Source organism: Mycobacterium sp. IDUB_3 (assembly GCF_055419585.1).
This window is the reverse complement of sequence record NZ_JBVAXZ010000002.1, coordinates 607503-622336: the sequence shown is the minus strand read 5'-3', so window position 1 is coordinate 622336 and position 14834 is coordinate 607503. Positions and strand designations below refer to the sequence as shown.

Here is a 14834-nt window from a genome sequence, read left to right as displayed (position 1 = left end):
TTGCCGATCCGACGGCATCCGCGCCAAAACGGGAGCACAATCGTGTTGTGGCCACGTGGGGCGACGTCGCCCGCATCGTTGGTGAGCTGGCACTCACCTCCGAGCCGTCACCGCACGACTGGCGGGTCGGCAAGAAATTGCTGGCCTGGGAGCGGCCGCTGCGGCCCTCCGAGCGCGAGGCGCTGGAAAGCAACGGCCCCCGACCGCCGCAGGGCGACATCCTCGGCGTCCGGGTGTCCGACGAGGGCGTCAAGTTCGCGCTGATCGACGACGAGCCCGGGACTTACTTCACCACACCGCATTTCGACGGCTATCCCGCGGTATTGGTCAACCTGGCCGAGATTTCGGTGCGTGACCTCGAGGAGCTGATCACCGAGGCGTGGCTGACCCAGGCGCCGCGAAAATTGGTGCAAGAGTTCCTGGCCGACTCGCGCTAGAGCGCTCAGACGTGCCGAAGATCGATGACCCGTTGCAGGTCGTCGACGCAGGCGCTGACGACGTCAGCGAGGATCACCTGCGTCTTCTCGCCCGCGCCGGACTGCAGTTCCGCGGCGTGATGACGCGCCGAGGCCGCGTACGCGCAGGCGCCGGCGGGATCGGTGTCGGCGAGCGCGGTCGCGGCCGCCAGCACCACCAGCACGGTGGGCACTGGCTGCGGAAGGCGGTCGCGGCCGCCGTCCGCGGTGGGACCGGGGCCCGCCGACACCGCGCGGGCCAGTTGCAGCACCGAGCCGGCCAACAGGGCCACATGCACGGCCTGATGGTCGGCGGACCGGATCGCGGTCCGCAGGCCCCACCGTCGCGGCGCGATGGCGACGACCTGGCGTGCGGTGGTGCGTGCTTCGAGCAGCCCGCTGAGCTGTTCGTGCACCCGGTCGACGGCCGTCAGTGGCCAGTCCGGCGGCGGCTCCTTGCGGCCGACGGCGACGTCCGCGGCCCGGGACAGCACGTCGTGCAGCACCCCGAGCACGCCGACGCGGGCATTGCGCAGCACCGTCAGCGGGTCGGCGGGAAACAGCAGGACGGCGAAGACGATGGCCACCGCACCGCCGATCAGCGCGTCGAAGATGCGTTCCAGCCCGACGCCGCCGCGGTAGAGGGCCAGCACCAGGATCGCCGACACCACGGTCTGGTTGGCGAACATCATGCCGTGCCCGATGAAGCCGCCCCCGATGAACACGGCGGCGCCCAGCGCCACCAGCGCGGCGACCGCGATGGGCACCCCGCCGGGACCGAGCAGGCCCTGCACCAGCGAACCCACCCCGATACCCAGGGTCACCCCGATCATCATCTGGATGGCGCGTTGCGCGCGCAGCACGTTGCTGGTCGACAACGACACCGCGGCGGCGATCGGCGCGAAGAAGGGCTGCGGGTGCTCCAGCACATCGTGGGCCAGGTACCAGGACAGGCCCGCGGCCACCGCGGTCTGCACCAGGTTGAACCAGACCAGCCGCAGCCGTTTGCTGCCCGCGCGCGCGGCGTCGAGAGCCAGTGGTGGCAACGCCCGCCGCGAAGCGCCCACCGACTAGGTCCGGTTTAACTCGAAGAGCGGAATCACCCGGGTGGTCTTGGCCTGGTACTCGGCGAAGCCGGGCGCGACGGCGGTGACTTTGTCGAAGAGCGCGGCGCGTTCGTCGGCGGGCAGCTCGTGGGCGGCGACGTCGAAGGTGTCGGTGCCGATCTCCACCCGTGCCTGCGGGTTGGCCCGCAGGTTGTGCACCCAGGCCGGGCTGACCGGGGCGCCGGCGAAGGAGCCGATGATGATGAGCTTGCCGTCGATGCGGAAGTAGGCCAGCGGCGATACCCGGGGCTGCCCGGATTTGGCGCCGGTGGTGTGGAGCAACAGCAGGTTGGCACCCTCGAACTGGCCGCCGACTTTGCCGTCGTTGGCGCGAAACTCCGCGATGATCTGCTCGTTGAAATCATTGAGGAAGCCGCTGTCCGGCGTTTGTTGAGTCATGCCCGGTCAACCTTCTCGGGCTTGGCGTCTATTCCGGACTCCTTGCGCTGCTGGGCGGTGATCGGCGCAGGCGCTTCGGTGAGCGGGTCGACGCCGCCGCCGGTCTTCGGGAAGGCGATCACCTCGCGGATGGAGTCGACCCTGGACAGCAGCGCGTTGATCCGGTCCCAGCCGAACGCGATCCCGCCGTGCGGGGGCGCGCCAAAGGTGAAGGCCTCCAACAGGAATCCGAATTTCTCCTGGGCCTCGGCGTGGTCCAGGCCCATCACCGCGAACACCCGCTCCTGGATGTCGCGGCGGTGGATACGGATCGATCCGCCGCCGATCTCGTTGCCGTTGCAGACGATGTCGTAGGCGTCGGCGAGCACGTTGCCGGTGTCGGTCTCGATGCCGCCCTCGTGCCCGGGCTTGGGTGAGGTGAACGCGTGGTGCACCGCGGTCCACGCCCCCGAGCCGACGGCGACGTCGCCGGCGGCGGTCGCGTCGTCGGCGGGCTCGAACAGCGGCGGGTCCACCACCCAGACGAATGCCCAGGCGTCCGGATCGATCAGGTCCAGCCGGTGGGCGATCTCGCCGCGGGCGGCGCCCAGCAGGGCCCGCGACGGCTTGGCCGGGCCCGCCGAGAAGAAGACGCAGTCCCCCGGGCTGGCACCGACGTGCGCGACCAGCCCGTCCCGTTCGGCGTCGGACAGGTTCTTGGCGACCGGACCGCCCAGCGTGCCGTCGTCGGCGATCAGCACGTACGCCAATCCGCGGTGCCCGCGCTGCTTGGCCCACTCCTGCCAGCCGTCCAGCGTGCGGCGCGGCTGCGAGGCCCCGCCGGGCATCACCACCGCGCCGACGTACGGTGCCTGGAAGACGCGAAATGTGGTGTCTTTGAAGAACTCTGTGCACTCGACGAGCTCGAGGCCGAAGCGCATGTCGGGCTTGTCGGAGCCGAATCGGCGCATCGCGTCGGCGTAGCTGATCCGCGGGATGGGCGTCGGAATCTCGTACCCGATCAGCGCCCACAGCGCGGACAGGATCTCCTCGGAGATGGCGATGACGTCCCCGGCGTCGACGAAGCTCATCTCCATGTCGAGCTGGGTGAACTCCGGCTGGCGGTCGGCGCGGAAATCCTCGTCCCGGTAGCAGCGGGCGATCTGGTAGTAGCGCTCCATGCCGGCCACCATCAGCAACTGCTTGAACAGCTGCGGGCTCTGCGGCAGGGCGTAGAACGAGCCGGGGTGCAATCGGGCCGGCACCAGGAAGTCACGCGCCCCTTCCGGGGTTGACCGGGTGATCGTCGGGGTTTCGATCTCGACGAAGTCATGTTGGGCGAGCACCGACCGGGCGGCGGCATTCACCTTGGAGCGCAAGCGGATTGCCTCGGCCGGCCCGTCGCGGCGCAAGTCCAGGTAGCGATACTTCAGCCGTAGCTCCTCGCCGGCCGGCTCGTCGAGCTGGAACGGCAGCGGTGCGCTCTCCCCCAGCACGGTCAGCGTGGTGGCGTTGACCTCGATGTCGCCGGTGGCGATCTCCGGGTTGGCGTTGCCCTCGGGCCGGATCTCGACCACACCGGTGACCGCGACACAGAACTCGGCGCGCAGCCGGTGCGCCTGGGCCAGCACCTGCCCCTCCTCAAGGCCCTCGCGGAACACCACCTGGGCGATCCCGGAGGCGTCGCGCAGGTCGATGAAGATGACGCCGCCGTGGTCGCGGCGACGGGCCACCCAGCCCGCCAGCGTCACCTGCTGCCCGGCGTCACTACTCCTCAGCGAACCCGCGGCGTGACTGCGCAGCACGAAACACTCCCCATTTCCCGATGTGGTTGCACCCGGCCAGAACGAGTGCCCAGTCTAAAGGAGGTAATTTCGGTGGCATCGCCACAGACGCTGCTACCCACATCGCCCTGGTCGGTCCCGGCGCCGTCGGCACGACGGCCGCCGCCCTGCTGTACCGGGCCGGTCACTCGGTGATGGTGTGCGGTCGCACCCCGCGCGACGCCATCGAGCTGCGGCCCGACGGGGCCGAGCCGATCGTCGTCCCCGGGCCGGTGCACACCGATCCCGCCGAGGTGAGCGGGCCGGTGGACGTGGTCCTGCTGGCCGTCAAGGCCACCCAGAACGACGCGGCCGCCGGCTGGCTGGCCCGGCTGTGCGACGTCCACACCATCGTCGTGGTGCTGCAAAACGGTGTCGAGCAGGTCGAGCAGGTGCAGCCGCACTGCCCGTTGTCCCCCGTCATCCCCGGGATCGTGTGGTACTCGGCCCAGGCCCAGCCCGAGGGCTGGGTGCGCTTGCGCAGCGAGGCAGCCCTGGTGCTGCCCAGCGGGCCGTCCGGACAGACCATCGCCGAGCTGCTGCGCGGCGCCGGCTGCCGGGTGGAGTGCGACCCCGACATCATCACCGCGGTCTGGCACAAGCTGCTCACCAACGCCCTGGCGGGGTTCATGGCGCTGGCGCGCAGGCGGTCGGGAATGTTCCGCCGCGACGACGTCGCCGCGCTGTCGCGCCGCTATGTCGCCGAATGCCTGGCCGTGGCGCGGGCCGAGGGAGCCCGGCTGGCCGACGGCGTGGTCGACGAGTTGGTCGAGATGTTCAGAAACGTCGCCGAGGACATGGGCACCTCGATCCTGACCGACGCCGAACATCAGCGGCCGATGGAGTGGGACATCCGCAACGGGGTGATCATCCGCAAGGGACGGGCCCACGGCCTGGCCACGCCGATCAGCGATGTCATAGTGCCCTTACTGGCCGCGGCCAGCGACGGCCCCGGCTAAGTTGTTGTCATGTTCCCCTGCGAGCGCGTCGATACCAGCTTCACCGACGCTGATTCTGTTGAGGGCCGTTACCGCTTCCGCAACAGCGTGGACCTGGCCATCACCCCCGAGCAGCTGTTCGAGGTGCTTTCCGACGCCGGATCCTGGCCGCGGTGGGCGAAGGTGATCACCAAGGTGACCTGGACCAGTCCCGAGCCGCGCGGCGTCGGGACCACCCGCGTCGTCGAGATGCGCGGCGGCATCGTCGGCAACGAGGAATTCCTCGCCTGGGAACCGTTCACGCACATGGCATTCCGGTTCAACGAGTGCTCGACCAAATCCGTGGCGGCCTTCGCCGAGGATTACCGGGTCGAGGTCATCCCGGGGGGCTGCCGCCTGACGTGGACCATGGCCCAGAAACCGGCCGGACCGGCGAAGCTGGCGATGGTCGTGGTGGGTCCGCTGCTGAACCTGGCCCTGCGCCGCTACCTGCGCAACCTGCGCAGCTACACCGACTCCCTTGCGACCCGGCAACGTTAGGAGAGCGTCATGACCTTCAACGAGGGCATGCAGATCGACACCAGCACCGCGTCCTCGTCCGGTGGGGGCGGCATGGGAATGGCGGTCGGGGGTGGTGGCCTCGGGCTGCTCATTCTCATCGGCGCGCTGTTCTTAGGCGTCGATCCCGGCCGCGTGATGAACTCCCAGCAGACGAACACCGGCGGCTACTCGGCGCCCGGGTTCGACCTGAGCCAGTGCAAGACCGGCGCTGACGCCAACAAGTACGTGCAATGCCGCGTGGTGGCGACCGGCAACTCGGTGGACGCGGTGTGGCACCAGCTGCTGCAGGGTTACACCCGTCCCCACGTCCGGCTGTTCACCGGATCGGTGGAGACCGGCTGCGGACACGCCACCACCGCGGTCGGGCCGTTCTACTGCCCGGTGGACAAAACGGCGTACTTCGACACCGACTTCTTCAAGGAGCTGGTCGATCGATTCGGTTCCAGCGGCGGACCGTTCGCCCAGGAGTACGTGGTCGCCCACGAATACGGTCACCACGTGCAGAACCTGCAGGGCCTGCTGGGCCGCTCGCAGCAGGGCGCGCAGGGCGCCGGCGGCAACGGCGTGCGCACCGAGTTACAGGCCGACTGCTATGCCGGGATCTGGGCGCACTACGCCTCCACCGTCAAGCAGGAGAGCACAGGTGTGCCCTACCTGGAACCGTTGAGCGACAAGGACATTTCCGATGCGCTCTCCGCCGCGGCGTCGGTGGGCGATGACCGGATCCAGAAGGAATCCACCGGCCGCGTCAGCCCCGAGTCCTGGACGCACGGCTCGTCCGAACAGCGGCAGAAGTGGTTCACCATCGGCTACCAGACCGGCGACCCGAATAAGTGTGACACCTTCTCCGCGCCCGACCTCGGTTAACCGCGACTAGGCGAGCAAGCCCCGCAACTCGGCGCGGCCCCGCTCGTCGAGCGGCAGCAGCGGCGCGCGCGGGTCGCCGACCGGGAAGTCGAGCAGCTCCAGGCCGGCCTTCACGGTGGTGGCCAGTCCGCCCGCGACGATGAAAGTCAGCAGCGGCTTGAGGTCGTCGTACAGCTTCTGCGCGGTGTCGAGGTCTTGCGCACGCACCGCCTCGTACAGGTCAATGCAGGGTTGTGGACGCAGATTCGGTGCGGCCGTGCACCATCCGGACGCTCCGGCCTTCAGCGCGTCGAGCACCAGCGGGTTGCTGCCGTTGTAGAAGGGCAGTCGGTTGCCGGACAGTTCGGCGATGCGCCGCATCCGGGTCAGGTCACCGGTGGATTCCTTGACCATAGTGACGTTGTCGATGCCTTCGAACATGCGCACCAGCAGCTCGGGAGGCATGTCGACACCACTGGTGGCCGGGTTGTTGTAGGCCATGATCGGGATGGAGATGGCGTCGCTGATGCTGCGGTAATGCTGGAAGATCTCGCGCTCGGTGAGCTTCCAGTAGGACACCGGCAGGATCATCACCGCCTCGGCCCCGGCTTGCTGGGCGTACGTGGCGCGCCGAATCGTCTTGGCAGTGGTCACATCTGACACCCCGACGACCACCGGGACGCGGCCGGCGACGGTGGCGATAGTGGTGTCGACGACGGTGTCGAATTCGGGCTCCTCGAGGTACGCCAGCTCGCCGGTGCTGCCCAGCGGCGCGATCGCGTGAACCTCTTCGGACACCAACCGCTCGACCAGTGCGGCCAGCCGTTCGGTGTCGATCCCCGTTTCGGAGAACGGGGTCACCGGGTAGGCGATGATGCCGTGGATCTTGGGCGTGGGCGTTTGCGCCACAGAGGGCTCCTCGGATTAGGTTGGCGGATAACGGGTTCAGCTGGTCAACACGTCGGGATGCCGGGCCAAAGCCCGGCGGGCGTAGTAGGCGAAGTTGGCGCGGCTGCGCTGCGGTGACAACGTCCAGTCGTGGGCCTCGCGGGCCAGTTCTTCGGGCAGTTCCTTGACGGCGCCGGCGGCCATGGCGGTCAGCTGCAGCTTGGCGGCGCGCTCGATGAGGATTCCCAACGAACACGCCTCCTCGACGCTGGCACCGGCGATGACGTGGCCGTGATGCGCCAGCAGCACCGCCTTCTTGTCGCCGAGTGCGGCGGTGATGATTTCGCCCTCTTCGTTGCCGACCGGCACGCCCGGCCATTTCGGCAAGAACGCGCAGTCGTCGTAGAGCGGCGTGGTGTCCATGTGCGAGACGATCAGCGGGACTTCCAGCATCGACAGCGCCGCCACGTGAAACGCGTGGGTGTGCACGATGCACTGGACGTCGGGCCGGGCGCGATAGATCCAGCTGTGAAAACGGTTGGCGGGGTTCGCGATTCCGTCGCCCTCGAGGACGTTGAGGTCCTCGTCGACCAGCAGCAGATTACCGTCGGTGATCTCGTCGAATCCCAGGCCCAGCCGCTGGGTGTAGTAGGTGCCGTCCGCCTCGGCGCGGGCGGTGATCTGCCCGGCTAGCCCGGAGTCGTGCCCGGCGTCGAACAGCGCCCGGCACGTCAAGGCCAGCTTCTGGCGGGTGGTCAACTGCGAATCGGCGACGTTCGCCGTCAACTGCTCGGCAGCCCGCCGCATCAATTCGGACTTCGACTCGGTGAACGTGCTGGCCATAATCGGCTCCTTCGGCGATATGACACAATATTATCACTATAGGAAACCTTGTGTCATGAGAGGGGTCGCCCGTGACCGCACTGCTGCGCGCGGTCCGCAAGCAACGCGGCCTCACCCTGGAGGAGTTGGCCCGGCAGACCGGACTGACCAAGAGCTACCTTTCCAAGATCGAACGCGGTTGCAGCACACCGTCGATCGCGGTGGCCCTCAAGGTCGCCCGGACCCTCGAGGTCGACGTGGGGCGGCTGTTCTCCGAGGAGGCGGCGCAGGAGAAGATCACCGTCGAGCGCGCTACCGGCGACACCGAGGGTGAGCGCTACCGGGTGCTCGCCTCGTCGTTGCTGGGAAAGTCGATGTCGCCGTTCGTGGTTCGCCCGACGGAGCAGCTTGCCGACGATCCCCATCCCGAACATGCCGGCCAGGAATTCATGTTCGTGCACGCCGGAACAGTCGAACTCGATTACGGGGACCAGACGTTCACGCTCGGGCCGGGCGACAGCGCCTATTTCGACGCCTCGGTCAGCCATAAGATCCGGGCGGTCGGCGCCGACCGCGCCCAAGTCGTCGTCGTCGCGCACGCCGAGCCCGGCGCACGCGGCCCCCGCGACATGTTCGTGCCTTAAACTGCTACCCCCGGTCCCCTTCCTCCAGCAGGACGCGAAAGGCGTTGCCCGTATGCCTTCGACGCACGACGACGACGGCCAGGCGTCCGCGTGGGCACCGATGCGCAATCGCGTCTTCCGCGCGTTGTTCATCGCGCAGTTCGTCTCCAACGTCGGGACCTGGATGCAAAACGTCGCGGCCCAATGGTTCCTGATCGAAGACCACAGCAGCCCCGTCATCGTGGCCCTGGTTCAAACCGCGAGCCTGGGACCGACGCTGCTGCTGGGACTCTTCGCCGGGGCGCTGGCCGACCTCTTCGACCGGCGGCGACTGCTGATCTTCCTGCAGTCGTATGCGGTCCTGGTGACCCTGGCCCTGGCCTTGCTGACGTTCCTCGGCACCCTTACCCCGACGTCACTGTTGCTGTTCACCCTGGCGGTCGGCTTCGCCTCCGCCCTGACCGCGCCGGCCTGGCAGGCCATTCAACCCGAGGTCGTCACGCGCGAGCAGATTCCGGCCGCGGCGACGTTGGCCAGCGTCTCGGTGAACATCGCCCGCGTGGTCGGGCCCGCGATCGGCGGCGTGGTGCTGGCCGCGACCGGCCCCGCAGCCGTCTTCGCCATCAACGCGATATCCTTCGCCGGCATCATCGTCGCCCTGGTGGCGTGGCGCCGACCCAGGCAAGAGCCGCCCGTCGAACGGGAACATTTCAGCCAGGCCATCGTCACCGGCTTCCGGTATGTGGCCAACGGCCCGATTTTCCGCAGGATTCTGTTGCGCACAGCCCTTTTCGTGTTCCCCGCCTCGGCGCTACTGGCGCTGCTGCCGGTGGCCGCCGCCGACCGGTGGCACCTGGGGGCCGGCGGCTACGGTGTGGCATTGGGCGCCATAGGTTTTGGCGCGGTGCTCGCCGTCGCGGTTCCCGCGCCGCTGCGCCAGAAGGTGCCGCCGAACGCCATGCTGGCCATTTCGGCCGCCGCGTACGGACTCGCGCCGCTCGCCGTGGTGTGGCTGCCGTTCGCCGCGGCGGCGCCGTTTCTGGTGCTGTCCGGGACGATGTGGCTGATCACCTTGACGACGCTGAACGCCGCGGCGCAACTCCATCTGCCGCAGTGGGTACGGGCCCGCGGATTGTCGGTGTATCTGTTGGTTTTCACCGGATCGCAGGCATTCGGCTCGTATCTCTGGGGCGCCATCGCCACCCGGGCGGGGCTTGATCTCGCGCTCATTGTGTCGGCCGCGTTCCTGGGCGCCGCCGCGCTCAGCGTCGCCGTTCTGCCCTTGCGGCCGTCCACCGGGAAGCTGAGCCGCGACATCTCCAGGGCATGGCCGTCGCCTGTGGTCGTGTTCGAACCGTGCCCCAACGACGGGCCGGTCCTGGTGGCCGTCCGCTATCGGGTGGCGGCGGACAAACTTCAGGAGTTCGTCAAGGCGATGAGCGCCGTGCGGCGATCGCGGCTGCGCACCGGTGGCCACAGCTGGCGGCTGTATCACAGCATCGAGGACCCCGACGCGGTCCTCGAGAGGTTCACCGTGCCGTCCTGGACCGAGTTTCAGCACCAGCACACCGAGCGCTGGCTGGAGTCCGACCACGACGGCCTGGCGACGGCGGTGAGCTACACCGTCGACAGCGCCCGGCAGCACGAGTACTACCTGGCGCTGCGGGTGCACCGATGATTCAGCGACTAGCCGGGTCGGCAGGTGACGGTGGTGGTGGCGTCCGCGTGCGCGACCACCTGGCCGTCCACGGCGATCTCGCAGTGGAACTGGGCGGGGCCGTTGCCCGAATCCGGCCAGTGCAGCATGCCGCTGGCGGTGATGCTCGCAAACTGGTTCGGGTTCGCCAGGGTGGCGGTGTAGGTGACCGGCGTTCCGCCGCTGAGCGGGGCCTGCACGCTGGTCGAGAACTTCGACGGGTCCGCGGTGAAAGCGGCCTGGCTGGGCGGGTCGGCGTTCACGTAGGAGACGTTGGCGGTCAGGTTGTTGGGGCTCGTCACGGTGTAGGTCACCTGGTGGCCATCCGCATGCGCCGTCGCCGGCGTGAGTACCGCCCCCGCGGCCATTGCCAGCGTTACCGCTGAGACCGCGCTCGCTGTCCTTTGCACGTTCGTCATATCGAAAACGCTACCGGAATCGTTAGCGGCGGTTCGGGTGTTTACCGGCAGCTGTGCCCGCGGTTGCCCGGCTCCGGTATGAAGCAAGCATGAGTGATGAGACGCGTCCGGCCCCCAACCAGGCCGATAGCGCCGAAGTGGCGGTGACCCGCCGCCGGTTGCTGACGACCGGCGCGGTGTCGGCGGCTCTCGGAGTGGGCATCGGGGGCGGGGCCGTGCTGCTGTGGTCACGCCCGCGGGGCCCGATGGCCTGGCTGCAGCCCGATCGCCACGGCGCACCGCCGGTCGGCGGGCTGCACCTGCAGTTCGGGAAGAACGCCGGCACCGAAGTGGTGGTGTCGTGGCACACCGCCGACGCGGTCCGCAATCCGCGGGTCCTGCTCGGGACGCCGACTGCGGGCTTCGGCCGCACCGTTGCCGCGGAAACCCGCACCTACCGGGACGCGAAGTCGGGCACCGAAGTTCGCGTCAACCACGCCCGGCTGACCAACCTCACCCCGGACACCGACTACGTGTACGCCGCGGTGCACGACGGCGCGCAACCGGAGCAGGGCACCGTGCGCACCGCACCAACGGGCCGAAAGCGACTGCTGTTCACCAGCTTCGGTGACCAGTCGACACCGGCCCTGGCCAAGATGCCCAACGGCAGCTACGCCACCGACAACATCGGCTCACCGGCCGCTGCCGACACCACCATGGCGATCGAACGGATGGGCCCGCTGTTCAACCTGATCAACGGCGACCTGTGCTACGCGAACCTGGCCCGCGACCGGGTGCGAACGTGGTCGAACTGGTTCGAGAACAACACCCGCTCGGCGCGGTACCGGCCCTGGATGCCGGCGGCCGGCAATCACGAGAACGAATTGGGTAACGGGCCAATCGGTTATGGGGCCTATCAGGCCTACTTCGCGGTACCCGATTCCGGGTCGAGCCCCGAGACCAGCGGCATGTGGTACTCGTTCACCGCCGGTTCGGTGCGGGTGATCAGCCTGAGCAACGACGACGTCGCCTTTCAGGACGGCGGCAACTTCTATGTGCACGGCTACTCCGGCGGCGAGCAAAAGCGCTGGCTGGCAAACGAACTCGCCGCGGCCCGGCGCGACCCGGACATCGACTGGATCGTCGTGTGCATGCACCAGACGGCTATCTCCACCGCCGACAAGACCAACGGCGCCGACCTGGGCATCCGCGAGGAATGGCTGCCGCTGTTCGACCAGTACCGGGTGGACCTGGTGGTGTGCGGTCACGAACACCATTACGAGCGCTCGCATCCGTTGCGCGGCACGCTTGGCACCGACACCCGCACGCCGATACCCGTCGACACCCGAAACGATGTCATCGACGCCACGCGCGGAACGGTGCACCTGGTCATCGGTGGCGGCGGCACCTCGGCGCCGAGCAACGCGATGTTCTTCCCCGATCTCCGGTGCCGTGTGGTGACCGGCGTGGGCGCATTCGATCCCGGGCTGGGCCGCAAGGCCCCGATCTACGCGGTGGAGGAAGCGCCGTGGTCGGCATTTCGCGACCGTGAGAACCCTTATGGTTTCGTGGCTTTCGACGTCGACCCGGGCCAACCCGGCGGGAACACCTCGATCAAGGCGACGCACTATGCGCTGCGGGGCCCGTTCGGTGAGGTCGCCGTGATCGACGAATTCACGCTCACCAAGCCGCGCGGCGACAAAGCCGGCTAGCCCCGAGCCGGACTAGCTCAAAACAGCGTCGGTTGAACGGGTTCCGGCGCCGGCGCGGCCGAGACCGCTCGCGAGAACGGGCGGTGGTCGCCGGCCAGTCGATGTTTGGTGATCAGCGGGGCGGCGCGCGCCCGCAACATGTCGCGATAGCCCTGCGGCAAGTAGGCGCCGCGCCGGTACAGCTCGCGATAGCAGCCGACCAGCTCGGGATGCGAGCGTGCCAGCCACGCCATGAACCAGCCCCGGGTGGAGCCGCGCAGATGCAGGCCGAAAACCGTGACGCTGTTGGCGCCGGCCGCCGCGATCTGGCCGAGCAGCCCGTCGAGATGGTCGACGGAATCGGTGAGATGCGGCAGCACCGGCGCGACCATCACATGGCAGTCCAGCCCGGCGGCGCGGATCGCGCTGATCAGGGCCAACCGCGCCTGCGGCGTGGGCGTGCCGGGCTCGACGTCCTTGTGCAGCTCGGGATCGCCGACGGCCAGCGACACCGCGACCGAGACGGGAACCTGCGCCGCGGCTTGGGTGATCAACGGCAGGTCGCGCCGCAACAGCGTGCCCTTGGTCAGGATCGACAGCGGCGTCCCCGATTCGGCCAGGGCGCCGATGATGCCGGGCATCAGGGCGTAGCGTCCCTCGGCGCGCTGGTACGGATCGGTGTTGGTCCCCAGGGCGACGGTCTCGCGCTGCCAGGACGGCCGCCGCAGCTCGCGACGCAGCACCTCGACGACGTTGGTCTTGACGACGACCTGGGTGTCAAAATCGTTGCCGCAGTCCAGCTCCAGGTATTCGTGGGTGGGCCGGGCGAAGCAGTACCGGCACGCGTGCGAGCAGCCGCGGTAGCCGTTGACGGTGTAGCGGAACGGCAGCGCCGCCGCGTTCGGCACCTTGTTCAGCGCGGACTTGCAGACCACCTCGTGAAAGGTGATCCCGTCGAACTGCGGCGAGCGCACGCTGCGCAGGAAGCCGATGCGCTGCAGCCCCGGCAGCGCCCCGTCCTCGACCGGCGTCCCGTTGACCGCGACGGCCTGATTTGCCCACCGCATGCACGTATTCGAACATTAGTTCGAGAGCTAGTCAAGTGTGTCGCTAGAAGGGAGGGGGCTCCCCGTCGCCGACGGCTTCAGCGAGGGCGAAATAGTCTGTTTCGGAATGCCTTTCGAGCGGTTGGCGGGCCAATCGGTTCTGCCGGCGTTCGGCGGCGACGCGGTGGGCCCGGTTTTGGGCGCGGGTGCGCCGCCGCCTGGGCATCATCGCGGCGCGCTCGCCGCAGTGGTCGGCCGGCCGCGGGGTCGGCGCGACAATCTCGCCGGTGGGCGCACACAGGCTGGGGAACAGCAGGGCGCTGCCCGGTGTGGTGACGTAGGCGCGCCCCGAGGGGGAAGTCAGAATCAACGTCCCGTCGGGCAACTGCCGGTCCTGCCAACCCCAAAAGGTCTTCGCCAAATGATGTGTGCGGCAAAGACATTTGAGGTTCGACGCGTGCGTGGGCCCACCTTCGCTATAGGGAATCGTATGGTCCACATCGCATTCGGTGGCCGGGTGGTCGCAGCCGGGCCAGCGGCAGGTCAGATCTCGACACCGCACGAAATCGGCCAGCGCCTTCGATGGCAGGTAACGCGGCTCGGGCGCGGAGTCAATCGGATGGACCAGCGGCGCCAGCTTCGCCGAGGCGGCCAGCTCTACCAGCAGCTCCGGCGGGATCAACCCCTCGGCACCCACCTCGACGGCCGGCACCTGGCCGCGGCCGTCCAGGGCGGCGCGCTCGGCGATTACATGAATCACCACCGGTCCGGCAGCACCCCGGTTCCCCGCAGTGCAACTTGGGGACCCGCACCGGCATCCCAGCCGGTCCGCACCGGCGGCCAATGCGCCCAACGCATCGGCGCGGCGTTGATCGCGGCTGCGCGGGTCCCTATCGCATACCGTGGCCGCCAGCGCGTCCAACCGCCGATCCAGGGAATGCGCATCGGGGCTCAACAGACTGCCTTCGATGTGCGACAGCCCGCCTTCCATGTCGACGACCCAAACTTGTCGGTCGGCCCGATCCTCGCCGCGCCGGCGCACGGCGTCCGCGTCGGCGCGGGCGACAATCTTGTCCACGTGTGCCGCCACCCGCCCCCGCGTCATCGACGGCCAGCGCGGCACCTTGACCGCCAGTTCGGCGTCCACCGCCGCCATCACGTCAGGGTCGGTGATCAGATCGGTGCGATAGACGATCGTGGAAAACAGCCGGAAGTCGATGTCGCCGGCCCGAAAGACCTCACCGACCTTGGGCAGCCGTTCGCGCATCGCGCGGGCATACCGTACTCGACTGGCCGCCAGCCCCTGACTGATCCGCAGCTCCGCGGCGACCTCCGCGCTCACCGCCGCCTCGGTGTCGACCGCCCACTCCTCACACTCCGAACAGCGCGAAAGCCGATACGAAAACAACTCCCCTATCGCCGCCAACTGCTCAGCCGCCGCACGATTCTCCCCCCGCGAAAACGCACCGATGCGCTCCAACAGCGCCGCCGACTTCGGCGTCACCGATGGATGGTGGCGCTCGAACAGCTCATCCAGCCGCGCAATCGTTTCTCCGAACATAC

The 14834-nt window shown here is 68.5% G+C and carries 15 protein-coding genes; 7 read left to right on the top strand and 8 right to left on the bottom strand.

Annotation, left to right across the window (positions count from 1 at the left end):
* Positions 1-47: 47 nt before the first annotated feature.
* Positions 48-437 carry an MmcQ/YjbR family DNA-binding protein gene (locus tag ACZYVJ_RS23995; RefSeq protein ID WP_463833635.1) on the top strand — a complete coding sequence of 130 codons (390 nt, stop codon included), beginning with the start codon at positions 48-50 and terminating at the stop codon, positions 435-437.
* A 5-nt stretch (positions 438-442) separates the two neighbouring features.
* On the opposite strand, the gene ACZYVJ_RS23990 is transcribed toward ACZYVJ_RS23995, so the two are convergent.
* From ACZYVJ_RS23990 to aspS, 3 genes are read right to left on the bottom strand one after another with little or no spacing between them, the layout of a single operon-like run.
* Positions 443-1522: an FUSC family protein gene (locus ACZYVJ_RS23990; RefSeq protein ID WP_463833634.1), complete on the bottom strand. Its 1080-nt coding sequence runs from the start codon at positions 1520-1522 to the stop codon at positions 443-445.
* Positions 1523-1525: 3 nt separating this feature from the next.
* Positions 1526-1960 carry a nitroreductase family deazaflavin-dependent oxidoreductase gene (locus ACZYVJ_RS23985; protein ID WP_463833633.1) on the bottom strand — a complete coding sequence of 145 codons (435 nt, stop codon included), beginning with the start codon at positions 1958-1960 and terminating at the stop codon, positions 1526-1528.
* Entirely contained in the window at positions 1957-3744 is a 1788-nt protein-coding gene (gene aspS / locus ACZYVJ_RS23980) for an aspartate--tRNA ligase (RefSeq protein ID WP_463833632.1), read from the bottom strand. Before aspS ends, ACZYVJ_RS23985 begins: the two co-directional genes overlap by 4 nt.
* A 20-nt stretch (positions 3745-3764) precedes the next feature.
* Between aspS and ACZYVJ_RS23975 the strand changes: the two genes are divergently transcribed.
* The 3 genes from ACZYVJ_RS23975 to ypfJ are packed head-to-tail and all read left to right on the top strand — an operon-like array spanning position 3765 to position 6128.
* Complete coding sequence (locus ACZYVJ_RS23975) at positions 3765-4721, top strand: oxidoreductase (protein ID WP_463833631.1); 957 nt, start codon at positions 3765-3767, stop codon at positions 4719-4721.
* Between the two features lie 9 nt (positions 4722-4730).
* Positions 4731-5240, top strand: a complete 510-nt coding sequence (locus ACZYVJ_RS23970; protein ID WP_463833630.1) for an SRPBCC family protein — start codon at positions 4731-4733, stop codon at positions 5238-5240.
* A 9-nt stretch (positions 5241-5249) separates the two neighbouring features.
* Complete coding sequence (gene ypfJ / locus ACZYVJ_RS23965; protein ID WP_463833629.1) at positions 5250-6128, top strand: KPN_02809 family neutral zinc metallopeptidase; 879 nt, start codon at positions 5250-5252, stop codon at positions 6126-6128.
* A 6-nt stretch (positions 6129-6134) separates the two neighbouring features.
* Here the strand turns inward: ypfJ and ACZYVJ_RS23960 are convergent, their stop codons facing one another.
* Both ACZYVJ_RS23960 and ACZYVJ_RS23955 read right to left on the bottom strand, forming a co-directional pair.
* Positions 6135-7016, bottom strand: coding sequence for a dihydrodipicolinate synthase family protein (locus tag ACZYVJ_RS23960; protein WP_463833628.1), 882 nt, complete (start codon positions 7014-7016; stop codon positions 6135-6137).
* A gap of 36 nt (positions 7017-7052) precedes the next feature.
* The gene (locus ACZYVJ_RS23955) at positions 7053-7838 is read right to left on the bottom strand and encodes an aldolase (protein ID WP_463833627.1); all 786 of its coding nucleotides are present in this window, start codon (positions 7836-7838) and stop codon (positions 7053-7055) included.
* A 71-nt stretch (positions 7839-7909) separates the two neighbouring features.
* On the opposite strand from ACZYVJ_RS23955, the gene ACZYVJ_RS23950 reads away from it, so the two are divergent.
* The gene (locus ACZYVJ_RS23950; RefSeq protein WP_463833626.1) at positions 7910-8461 is read left to right on the top strand and encodes a helix-turn-helix domain-containing protein; all 552 of its coding nucleotides are present in this window, start codon (positions 7910-7912) and stop codon (positions 8459-8461) included.
* Positions 8462-8513: 52 nt separating this feature from the next.
* Positions 8514-10118 (top strand): MFS transporter, encoded by a 1605-nt coding sequence (locus ACZYVJ_RS23945; RefSeq protein WP_463833625.1) that lies wholly within the window; start codon positions 8514-8516, stop codon positions 10116-10118.
* An 8-nt stretch (positions 10119-10126) separates the two neighbouring features.
* On the opposite strand, the gene ACZYVJ_RS23940 is transcribed toward ACZYVJ_RS23945, so the two are convergent.
* Positions 10127-10555, bottom strand: a complete 429-nt coding sequence (locus ACZYVJ_RS23940) for a hypothetical protein (RefSeq protein WP_463833624.1) — start codon at positions 10553-10555, stop codon at positions 10127-10129.
* 89 nt (positions 10556-10644) lie between these two features.
* Here ACZYVJ_RS23940 and ACZYVJ_RS23935 point away from each other — a divergent pair, with 89 nt between their 5' ends.
* Positions 10645-12246: a purple acid phosphatase family protein gene (locus tag ACZYVJ_RS23935; RefSeq protein ID WP_463833623.1), complete on the top strand. Its 1602-nt coding sequence runs from the start codon at positions 10645-10647 to the stop codon at positions 12244-12246.
* 17 nt (positions 12247-12263) lie between these two features.
* Here the strand turns inward: ACZYVJ_RS23935 and ACZYVJ_RS23930 are convergent, their stop codons facing one another.
* A complete protein-coding gene (locus tag ACZYVJ_RS23930; RefSeq protein WP_463833622.1) occupies positions 12264-13292 on the bottom strand; it encodes an Rv2578c family radical SAM protein in 1029 nt (342 codons plus the stop codon).
* Between the two features lie 43 nt (positions 13293-13335).
* A complete protein-coding gene (locus ACZYVJ_RS23925; RefSeq protein ID WP_463833621.1) occupies positions 13336-14832 on the bottom strand; it encodes an HNH endonuclease signature motif containing protein in 1497 nt (498 codons plus the stop codon).
* Positions 14833-14834 lie beyond the last annotated feature (2 nt).